At 48.2% G+C, this 10,000-nt stretch carries 8 protein-coding genes (1 of these 8 cut by a window edge); 7 read left to right on the forward strand and 1 reads right to left on the reverse strand.

The window, feature by feature from the left end; all coding sequences use genetic code 11:
* The 6 genes from dnaA to gyrB all read left to right on the forward strand — a co-directional run bounded on the left by dnaA (window position 1) and on the right by gyrB (window position 6,317).
* Window positions 1-1,347: a chromosomal replication initiator protein DnaA gene (dnaA, locus tag MHH48_RS00005; RefSeq protein ID WP_076326303.1), complete on the forward strand. Its 1,347-nt coding sequence runs from the start codon at window positions 1-3 to the stop codon at window positions 1,345-1,347.
* Window positions 1,348-1,549: 202 nt separating this feature from the next.
* A complete protein-coding gene (gene dnaN / locus MHH48_RS00010) occupies window positions 1,550-2,692 on the forward strand; it encodes a DNA polymerase III subunit beta (protein ID WP_076326304.1) in 1,143 nt (380 codons plus the stop codon).
* Between the two features lie 38 nt (window positions 2,693-2,730).
* On the forward strand, window positions 2,731-2,946 hold the full coding sequence (yaaA, locus tag MHH48_RS00015; RefSeq protein WP_076326305.1) for a S4 domain-containing protein YaaA: 216 nt from the start codon (window positions 2,731-2,733) through the stop codon (window positions 2,944-2,946).
* 56 nt (window positions 2,947-3,002) lie between these two features.
* Entirely contained in the window at window positions 3,003-4,115 is a 1,113-nt protein-coding gene (gene recF / locus MHH48_RS00020; RefSeq protein WP_076326306.1) for a DNA replication/repair protein RecF, read from the forward strand.
* 13 nt (window positions 4,116-4,128) lie between these two features.
* On the forward strand, window positions 4,129-4,380 hold the full coding sequence (locus MHH48_RS00025; protein WP_071219299.1) for an extracellular matrix/biofilm biosynthesis regulator RemA family protein: 252 nt from the start codon (window positions 4,129-4,131) through the stop codon (window positions 4,378-4,380).
* A 26-nt stretch (window positions 4,381-4,406) separates the two neighbouring features.
* Entirely contained in the window at window positions 4,407-6,317 is a 1,911-nt protein-coding gene (gene gyrB / locus MHH48_RS00030; protein WP_076326307.1) for a DNA topoisomerase (ATP-hydrolyzing) subunit B, read from the forward strand.
* 127 nt (window positions 6,318-6,444) lie between these two features.
* Here the strand turns inward: gyrB and MHH48_RS00035 are convergent, their stop codons facing one another.
* Window positions 6,445-7,257 (reverse strand): YheC/YheD family protein, encoded by an 813-nt coding sequence (locus MHH48_RS00035; protein WP_076326308.1) that lies wholly within the window; start codon window positions 7,255-7,257, stop codon window positions 6,445-6,447.
* Between the two features lie 411 nt (window positions 7,258-7,668).
* Between MHH48_RS00035 and gyrA the strand changes: the two genes are divergently transcribed.
* Window positions 7,669-10,000 carry the 5' portion of a DNA gyrase subunit A gene (gene gyrA, locus MHH48_RS00040; protein WP_076326309.1) on the forward strand. 164 nt of this gene lie beyond the right edge of the window, so the window shows 2,332 of its 2,496 coding nt (coding positions 1-2,332); it begins with the start codon at window positions 7,669-7,671; its stop codon lies beyond the right edge, outside the window.

The following is a 10,000-nucleotide window of genomic DNA, read 5'->3' on the forward strand; positions in this document are numbered from 1 at the left end:
TTGGAAAGCCATACTTCCGAATTATGGCAAGAAATTTTATCGATCATACAAACCAAGCTGAGTAAACCGAGTTTTGACACTTGGTTTAAAGCGACCAAGGCATTGACCATTAACGATCACTCCGTCGTCATTTCAGCACCGACAACGTTTGCTGTGGAATGGCTGGAGAGCCGATACACCAAGCTGGTTAGTGCAACCGTACTGGAGGTGGTGGGCAAACAGGTGGATGTCCGCTTTGTCATTGAAGAGGCTAAAGGACACGAACCTGTGCCGCAGCAGCCCTCGCCGCCGCTTGAAATATCCGGGGAAGAAATTCAGTCTCATATGCTGAATCCGAAGTATACGTTTGATACCTTTGTCATCGGTTCTGGCAACCGGTTCGCGCATGCTGCCTCGCTCGCTGTTGCCGAAGCTCCGGCTAAGGCGTATAACCCATTATTCCTATATGGTGGAGTTGGTCTTGGAAAAACACACTTGATGCATGCCATCGGCCACTATATTTTGGAGCACAATCCCAGCAGTAGAGTCGTGTATATTTCCTCCGAGAAATTCACCAACGAGTTCATCAACTCCATTCGGGACAACCGCGCTGAAAGCTTCCGAAACAAGTACCGTAGCGTCGATATTCTGCTCATTGACGATATTCAGTTCTTGGCAGGCAAAGAATCGACGCAGGAGGAATTTTTCCACACGTTTAACGCCCTGCACGAAGAGCGGAAGCAGATTATCATATCCAGTGATCGTCCGCCTAAGGAGATACCGACGCTGGAAGAACGGCTCCGTTCCCGGTTCGAATGGGGATTGATCACCGATATTCAACCACCGGATCTGGAGACGCGGATCGCTATTCTTCGCAAGAAAGCGAAGGCCGAGAATCTGGATATTCCGAACGAAGCCATGATGTATATCGCCAATCAGATCGATACGAACATTCGTGAGCTCGAAGGTGCCCTGATCCGTGTCGTTGCCTATTCCTCCCTGACCAATCAGGACGTAACCACGCATCTGGCAGCCGAAGCCCTGAAGGATATTATTCCGTCCAGTCGGCCGCGAATGATTACGATTCAGGACATCCAGCAAAAGGTCGGCGAGTATTACAACCTGAGGCTGGAAGACTTCAAAGCCCGCAAACGGACCAAAGCCGTCGCGTTTCCGCGGCAAATTGCCATGTACCTGTCCCGCGAATTAACCGACTATTCCCTTCCCAAGATCGGAGAAGCATTCGGAGGCCGGGATCATACCACTGTCATACATGCCCATGAGAAGATTACCCAATCTCTGAAAAATGACCAGGAGCTGTTTAAAGTGGTCAATAATATTACGGAGAAAATCAAAAATCCAACCTGAACAAGTTCAAAGCCTATGCACAATCTATACACATGTGGATAGGCTTAATTTTATGCCTTTTCTGGGGCTTATCCACATATTCAGTGCCCCTATTACTATTACTAATAATAATTAATAAATAATTTAACCATAAAGAGGGGAATCTTCTTGGCATTCGCCAAGTGAAAAAACCCCTCTCATTTTTCCGTAAGGAGTGAAATTGATGAAAATCAGCATATTAAAAAATGTATTAAACGAATCCATTCAACACGTATCCAAGGCGATTTCCAGCCGAACCACAATTCCGATCCTCAGCGGCATTAAACTGGATGTCACCTATTCGGGTGTCACACTAACTGCTAGCGATACTGATATTTCCATTCAATCGTTTATTCCTGCGGAAGATGAGAAGCATACCATCGTCCAAGTAGAACAGCCTGGTAGTGTTGTGCTGCCAGCCAAATTTTTCGTTGAAATCATCAAGAAACTCCCTTCCCAAGAAATCCAGATGGAGGTAAAAGAAAACTTCCACACCTTTATCTCTTCGGGAGCTACGGAAATTCAGATGGTGGGTTTGGACCCGGAAGAATTCCCTGTATTGCCTAACATCGAAGAAAGCCAAACCGTTTCTTTGCCTGGAGATCTGCTGAAAAATATGATCAAGCAAACGGTATTCTCCATTTCCACCCATGAAACAACGCCTATTTTGACTGGGGTATTATGGAGTCTGAACGACAATGAGCTGAAATTTACCGCTACAGACCGTCACAGATTGGCAACTCGCTCCGCACAGCTGGACAATGCGCAGGACATTTCGTTCAACAATGTCGTTATTGCGGGTAAAACGCTGAATGAGCTGAGCAAAATCATTCCGGACCAAAATACGCTGGTTGATATCGTTGTAGCCGATAATCAGGTATTATTTAAAATTGATCGTGTTCTGTTCTATTCCCGTATACTGGACGGCATTTATCCCGATACTTCTAGAATTATTCCAACATCGCATAAAACAGAACTCGTTTTGGACACAAAAAAATTAAGCGAGTCGATCGACCGCGCTTACCTGCTCTCCAAAGAGGAGAAAACGAACATTGTTCTCCTGCAAACGATGGAACATGGCGGCATCGAGATCTCTTCTAGCTCTTCCGAGCTTGGTAAAGTGCGTGAAGAATTGGATCTGGTCGATTTCAAAGGGGAGCCGCTGCGCATCTCGTTCAACTCCAAATATATGCTGGACGTGCTTAAGGTGGTTGAAAGTGAACAGCTGATGATCGCTTTCATGGGAGTTATGAGCCCGATCATTCTTAAACCGCTCGACGACAGCAAGAGCCAATATATTATTCTGCCGTACCGTACGGCCAATTAAAGTTATCCCCATGTTGATAGGGATGAAAGGACGAAGTCATGAAACAAATATTTATCCACAGTGAATATATCAAGCTGGATCAGTTCTTGAAGCTTTCAGATTGCGTATCCACAGGTGGGATGGCGAAGGCACTCCTGCAGGAAGGAGCAGTTCTGGTCAACGACGAAAAGGAAGAGCGGCGCGGACGCAAACTGGTACCTGGCGACATTGTCAAGGTGGAGGATTGCGGAACGTTTCAGGTGGCAGCACAATAGACAGCCTCCCGCAGCCGCTTTGGCGCTACGCGCGGAAGACGAGGGAGAGGATAAGCTTGTTTGTCAAAAATGTCAGCCTGCAGCACTATCGAAACTACGAGAAGCTGCAGCTTGAGGCGTTTGGTGACGTTAATTTGATTATCGGACGCAATGCTCAGGGAAAGACGAATTTGATGGAGGCGCTCTTCGTGCTTGCTTTAACGAAGAGCCACCGTACCTCCAAGGATCGCGAATTGATTGGATTCGAGCAATCCAGTGCCCATATATCAGCCGAGATCGACCGCAAGTATGGAGCTTTGAAGCTGGAGCTGAGCTTATCCCAGCAGGGGAAGAAAGCAAAAATCAATGGACTTGAGCAGCGGAAGCTTAGCGATTTCATCGGCTCGCTCAATGTCGTGATGTTTGCTCCCGAGGATCTGGAGATTGTCAAAGGCACGCCGGGGGTTCGCCGCCGGTTTCTTGACATGGAGATCGGCCAGGTGGCACCAAGCTACTTGTTTCATCTGCAGCAATACCAGAAGGTGCTCGTGCAGCGTAACAATCTGCTGAAGCAATTATGGGGAAAGGGCAGCGCCGAACAAGCGATGCTGGACATTTGGAACAGCCAATTGGCAGAACATGGTGTTAAAATCGTCAAGAAGAGGAAACAATTTATAAAAAAGCTGCAAAAGTGGGCTGAAAGCATCCATCAGGGAATCACAAACGGCCTGGAAGAGCTCTCTTTACACTACCTTCCGTCCTTTGCTGACGCAGAGGAAGAAGATGAAGCTGTCTTATTTGAGACATTTATGATAAAATTATCACAAATGAAAGAGCAAGAAATACGGCGTGGTATGACATTGGCAGGTCCTCATCGAGATGATCTGGCTTTTTATATTAATGGCAAAGAAGTCCAAACGTATGGATCTCAAGGTCAGCAGCGGACGACGGCGCTATCTTTGAAACTGGCTGAAATCGAGCTGATACAGGAAGAGATCGGTGAATATCCGGTGCTGCTTCTGGATGATGTGCTTTCTGAATTGGATCCGTACCGGCAGACACAATTGATCGAGACATTCCAGAGCAAAGTGCAGACATTCATCACGGCGACGGGCATTGAGAGTTTGAATACCGACAAATTGAAGGGTGCCAGCATTTTTCATGTCCATGACGGACAGGTGGGCTCTTAAGGAGTGATTCCATATGTATATTCATTTGGGCGGAGAGAAGATCATCCGTTCGTCGGAGCTGGTTGGAATTTTTGATATCTCGATAGAGAAATCCTCAAAAATCTCCAAGCAGTTCGTCACGCATGCCCAGCAGCATAAAGTGGTGGAGATGATTGGCGAAGAAGATCCGAAATCCATTGTGGTGACGAAATCGATCGTCTATTACTCTCCGATCTCCTCTGCAACGCTTAAGAAGAGAGCCAATCATTTTGTAGCTCAGGCATAACAGAATCTGTAGAAGTAGGTGAAGGCATGTCTATGAATCAACCGACATATGATGAGAATCAGATTCAGGTACTGGAAGGATTAGAAGCCGTTCGTAAACGTCCGGGGATGTACATCGGGTCCACCAGTGCCAAGGGTTTGCATCATTTGGTATGGGAAGTTGTGGACAATAGTATTGACGAAGCAATGGCGGGAATATGCGACCATATCGAAATCATTGTCCATGAGGATAACAGTGTTACCGTTGTCGATAACGGGCGCGGAATTCCGGTCGGCGAGAACGCCAAACTGAAGAAGTCGACGCTGGAAGTCGTTATGACCGTCCTTCATGCCGGCGGTAAGTTTGGCGGCGGCGGATATAAAGTATCCGGCGGTCTGCATGGTGTTGGTGTCTCAGTTGTGAATGCACTGTCTTCGAAAGTCGTGGTTCAGGTCAAACGTGATGGGCACATCTACCAACAGGAGTATCATCGCGGCGTACCTCAATATGATATCAAGATCATCGGGGATTCCGACGATCACGGGACAACCGTAACCTTCCTGCCGGATTCGGAGATTTTCACGGAAACAACGGAATATGATTACAACACGCTGCTGACACGGATCCGTGAGCTGGCGTTCCTGAACAAGGGCATTGCGCTTACACTGACGGACGAACGTACAGGTGCCTCCGACTATTTTAAATACGAGGGCGGAATCATTGAATACGTCAAGTTCCTGAATGAGAAGAAGGAAGCGCTGCACGAAGACCCTATCTATGTTGAGGGTTCACGGGATAATATTCAGGTTGAAGTGTCGCTCCAGTATAACGATAGCTATACCGAGAATATTTACTCTTTTGCAAATAATATCAACACGCACGAAGGCGGAACGCACGAATCCGGCTTTAAGAGTGCGCTCACTCGAATCATCAATGACTATGCCCGCAAAACGGGATTGATCAAAGATAACACCAACAACCTGTCGGGTGACGATGTGCGTGAAGGATTGACGGCAATCATCTCGGTCAAAGTACCGGAACCGCAGTTCGAAGGACAAACCAAAACCAAGCTCGGCAACAGTGAAGTGCGCGGTATTGTGGAATCCTTGTTCGCTGAGAAACTGCAGGAGTTCCTGCAGGAGAATCCATCGGTTTCCCGCCGGATCTTGGAGAAGGCGCTCCAGGCATCACGTGCTCGTGAAGCGGCGCGTAAAGCCCGCGAGATGACACGCCGGAAGAGTGCGCTTGAAGTCAGCGCATTACCAGGTAAACTGGCAGACTGCTCTTCCAAGGATGCCTCCATCAGTGAGCTGTACATCGTCGAAGGTGACTCTGCCGGCGGATCCGCCAAGCAGGGACGCGATCGACATTTCCAAGCCATTTTGCCGCTTCGGGGTAAAATTCTCAACGTGGAAAAGGCGCGGCTTGACCGTATCCTCTCCAATGCGGAGATCCGGGCGATCATTACGGCGCTGGGCACAGGGATTGCGGAAGATTTCGATCTGTCAAAGGCCCGTTACCACAAAATCATTATTATGACTGATGCCGATGTCGACGGTGCGCATATTCGTACCTTGCTGCTGACGTTCTTCTACCGTTACATGCGTAAGCTGGTGGAAGCTGGTTATATCTATATCGCCCAACCGCCGCTCTTCAAGATCGAGCGCAATAAGGTGATCCGTTATGCCGGCAGTGAGAAAGAACGTGACCAGATCATTAAGGAGTTCGGTGAGAACGTCAAAATTAACGTACAGCGCTACAAAGGTCTCGGCGAGATGAACGCCGGACAGCTGTGGGAGACGACGATGGATCCGGAGAGCCGTACCATGCTTCAGGTGACCATCGAAGATGCGATCTTGGCCGATACATTGTTTGATACCCTGATGGGCGATAACGTTGAACCGCGACGGGATTTCATTCAGGAGCATGCGAAGTCGGTCCGTAATTTGGACGTATAATATTTGTAAGTCAAAAAGGGGCATCCCAAGGTCTATTGAAGGCCTCAGGGTTGCCCCTTTATTTTTATGATGGATGCGATTTGGTGTTTTCGTCATATGACCGGGGGATTAACTAATATATAGTATGCTAACCGGTCTTATTAGCTTTTTTCTTGGTGGATAAGTTACGGCCATAAGCGGTGGCATATTTCTTAACCTGCTTGTAGATGCTGGGATCTTTGAAAAATTTCTTGAATGGGAACAGTGCAGGTTTGGTATTAACCTCCAAGATCCAGATGTTCCAGCTTTTATCAATAGCAATATCCAAGCCGATTTCTTTCAGATTGGGATAGGATTTCTGCAGCTGGGCTGCGACATTCACCCCAAGCGTATTCAGCTCTCTTCGGATATTCTCTGCCTCTTCTGCCGTCATATGCTCGGTCATCAGCGGTTTATAGTGTTGAACCATGCCGCCGCTGTGATGGTTGGTAATGATTTTATTATTGGCTGCTACCCGGCCAATGATTCCTGTGCTCACCCACTGACCCGATGGACTTTTCTGTGTAAGTACTCGAAGATCAAAGGGGTTACCCTTATGACTAAGCAGATGGATGCCTTGCTGAATCAGATACGTCTGGCCCTGGAACAGAGTGCTCAGTGTTTTATGGAGACTCTCCAGAGAGGTAAATATTTCGGTTTTCTGTTCATAACGAAGCTTGTAGGAAGTAGTCGTGGTTTCGTCGGCATCATCGTTTTGGGAATGGAGCTGCTCGACTGACATGACGCCCATACCGTAGGTCCCCCGGTCAGGCTTGATATACACAAGCGTATGTGTACCGAGCATGTCTTCAAGCGCCTCCAATGAATATTGGCGGGTGGAGGGAACATAAGAGACGAGACCTTTATTTTTCAAGAGTATTTTCGTTTTCGCCCACTTGCTTGCAACGCGTTGAATAGTCAACCATCTTCATCCTTTCCAGCTGTATGATGTGAGTGACAGGATTTTGCCTGTCGCGTAATACAAACTCGTGTTGATCCGGTTGATTTGAAAGAATGGGGCCATCTCCAGCAAGAGAGCCTATACCCGGAAAACATAGGACAAGTATGACAAACAGTGGTATAATATAAAGATGTGATGATACGAAAAGTCCTGTGCAATGCATTGTATGTGAAAAGGGGCACGGAGGACAGGGCGTATATCCCGGTTTCCGGGCAAGAATCATTCTTTCACTTGATCCATCACGTGTTTAATTGTGCTCGGTTTGTGAAAGTAATATAATAAAGGTTAGTGCGTTTTTAGATTTCTGATCACTATTCTGCTTTTTTCACATAGATCAAGGCATGGTTGATAGGAAAATGAAGGAGGTCCAGCATGGCGGAAGAAAATTTCTCCCAAATCAAAGATCGTGACATTGGTACCGAGATGCGCGAGTCCTTTATGGACTACGCGATGAGTATCATTGTCAGCCGGGCTTTGCCGGATGTACGGGACGGAATGAAGCCAGTACACCGTCGTATTTTATATGCGATGTCTGAACTTGGAATGGCCCCGGATAAACCGCATAAGAAATCGGCAAGAATTGTTGGCGAGGTTATCGGTAAGTACCATCCTCATGGTGATTCCGCAGTTTATGAATCCATGGTTCGGATGGCGCAGGACTTCTCCATGCGTTATATGCTTGTTGATGGACACGGAAACTTCGGTTCCATTGACGGCGATATGGCAGCGGCTATGCGTTATACCGAGGCTCGTTTATCGAAGATTGCTATGGAAATGCTGCGTGATATTAATAAAGAGACTGTAGACTTTGCTCCTAACTATGACGGTGAGGAACAGGAACCGGTCGTTCTTCCTGCGCGTTATCCTAACTTGCTGGTAAACGGCGTATCCGGGATTGCAGTAGGTATGGCTACTAATATTCCGCCTCATAATCTCGGTGAAGTGATCGATGGCGTTCAGGCGATGATTCGAAACCCTGATATCACACCGATGGAGCTGATGGACTATATTCAAGGACCGGATTTCCCGACAGCGGGATATATTCTGGGACGTGAAGGGATTCGTCAAGCCTACCGCACGGGGCGAGGGTCCGTTACGATGCGGGCAAAGGCGACCATTGAAGAGAATAACAACAAGGCGCGCATTGTCGTTCACGAGATTCCGTATCAGGTGAACAAGGCTCGTTTGGTTGAGAAGATCGCGGAACTGGTTCGCGATAAGCGGATTGATGGCATTACGGATCTCCGCGACGAGTCGGACCGTAACGGTATGCGGATTGTTATTGAGCTGCGCCGGGACGTCAATCCGAATGTCGTTCTGAATAATCTGTACAAACATACGGCCATGCAGTCTAATTTCGGTATTAACATGCTGGCCATCGTAAACAATGAGCCGAAAATTTTGAACCTGCGTGACGTGCTGTTCCACTATTTGGAGCATCAGGTCGTTGTTATCCGTCGCCGGACCGAGTTTGAACTGAAGAAGGCGGAAGCTCGGGCTCATATTCTCGAAGGTTTGCGGATTGCGCTGGATCATCTCGATGAGGTTATTGCCCTCATTCGCGCGTCACAGACCACAGAGGCTGCTCGTGAAGGCTTGATGGAGCGTTTCGGTCTCAGTCATGAGCAGGCGCAGGCCATTCTGGATATGCGTTTGCAGCGCCTGACCGGACTCGAACGTGAGAAGATTGAGAACGAGTACCAGGAATTGCTTGCCAGAATCGCGGAACTGCGCGAGATCTTGGCTAATGAGCATCTTGTGCTGCAGATTATCAATGATGAGCTCCAAGAGATTAAGGAGCGCTTCTCTGATGAACGCCGTACCGAAATTACGGTCGGGGAAGACAGCATCCTGGACGAGGATCTGATTCCACGTGAAGAAGTGATCATCACCATTACGCATACCGGTTACATCAAGCGTCTGCCTGCGAACACCTATCGCAGCCAGAAGCGGGGCGGCCGCGGCGTAGTGGGGATGGATACGAAGAGTGAGGACTTTGTCGAGCATCTCTTCGTTACGAATTCTCACCACTACCTGATGTTCTTCACGGACAAAGGGAAGGCGTACCGGTTGAAAGCTTATGAGATCCCAGAGCTTAGCCGTACCGCCCGCGGAACACCGATCATCAACCTGATTCAGATTGAACAGGGCGAGTCGATCAATGCCGTGATCCCTGTGGAGAACTTTGACAGCGATAATTTCCTGTTCTTTGCAACGCGCCAGGGTGTCGTTAAGAAAACCCCACTTGAGGATTATGTCAATATCCGCAAGGGCGGTCTGATTGCGATCAACCTGCGCGAGGATGATTCCCTGATCGAGGTTAAGCTGACAGATGGTCAGCAGGAGATCATCATGGGTACGGCACAGGGAATGTCCATCCGCTTCAAGGAGAGTGATGTTCGCTCGATGGGAAGAAGCGCGACGGGGGTTAAAGGAATTACACTGGATGACCATGATGAAGTCATTGGCATGGACGTGGTGGACCAGGAACTTGATATCCTTATTGTAACGACCAAAGGTTACGGTAAGCGGACGCCTGCAAGCGACTACCGCAGCCAGACCCGTGGCGGTAAAGGGATCAAGACCATCAATATTACGGAGAAAAATGGACCGGTTGTGGCACTTAAGGTCGTGAAATCAGAAGAGGATCTCATGATTATTACGTCTAGCGGCACCATCATCCGTACGAGCATGGAGGGTATCT

It is taken from the genome of Paenibacillus sp. FSL F4-0100, assembly GCF_037993005.1.
Classification (GTDB): domain Bacteria; phylum Bacillota; class Bacilli; order Paenibacillales; family Paenibacillaceae; genus Paenibacillus_AQ.

Bases quoted from the DNA above. Each gene is read 5' to 3' on its own strand.
- dnaN (WP_076326304.1), top strand. From the start codon at position 1,550: ATGAAAATCAGCATATTAAAAAATGTATTAAACGAATCCATTCAACAC.
- yaaA (WP_076326305.1), top strand. From the start codon at position 2,731: ATGAAACAAATATTTATCCACAGTGAATATATCAAGCTGGATCAGTTC.
- MHH48_RS00025 (WP_071219299.1), top strand. From the start codon at position 4,129: ATGTATATTCATTTGGGCGGAGAGAAGATCATCCGTTCGTCGGAGCTG.
- gyrB (WP_076326307.1), top strand. From the start codon at position 4,407: ATGTCTATGAATCAACCGACATATGATGAGAATCAGATTCAGGTACTG.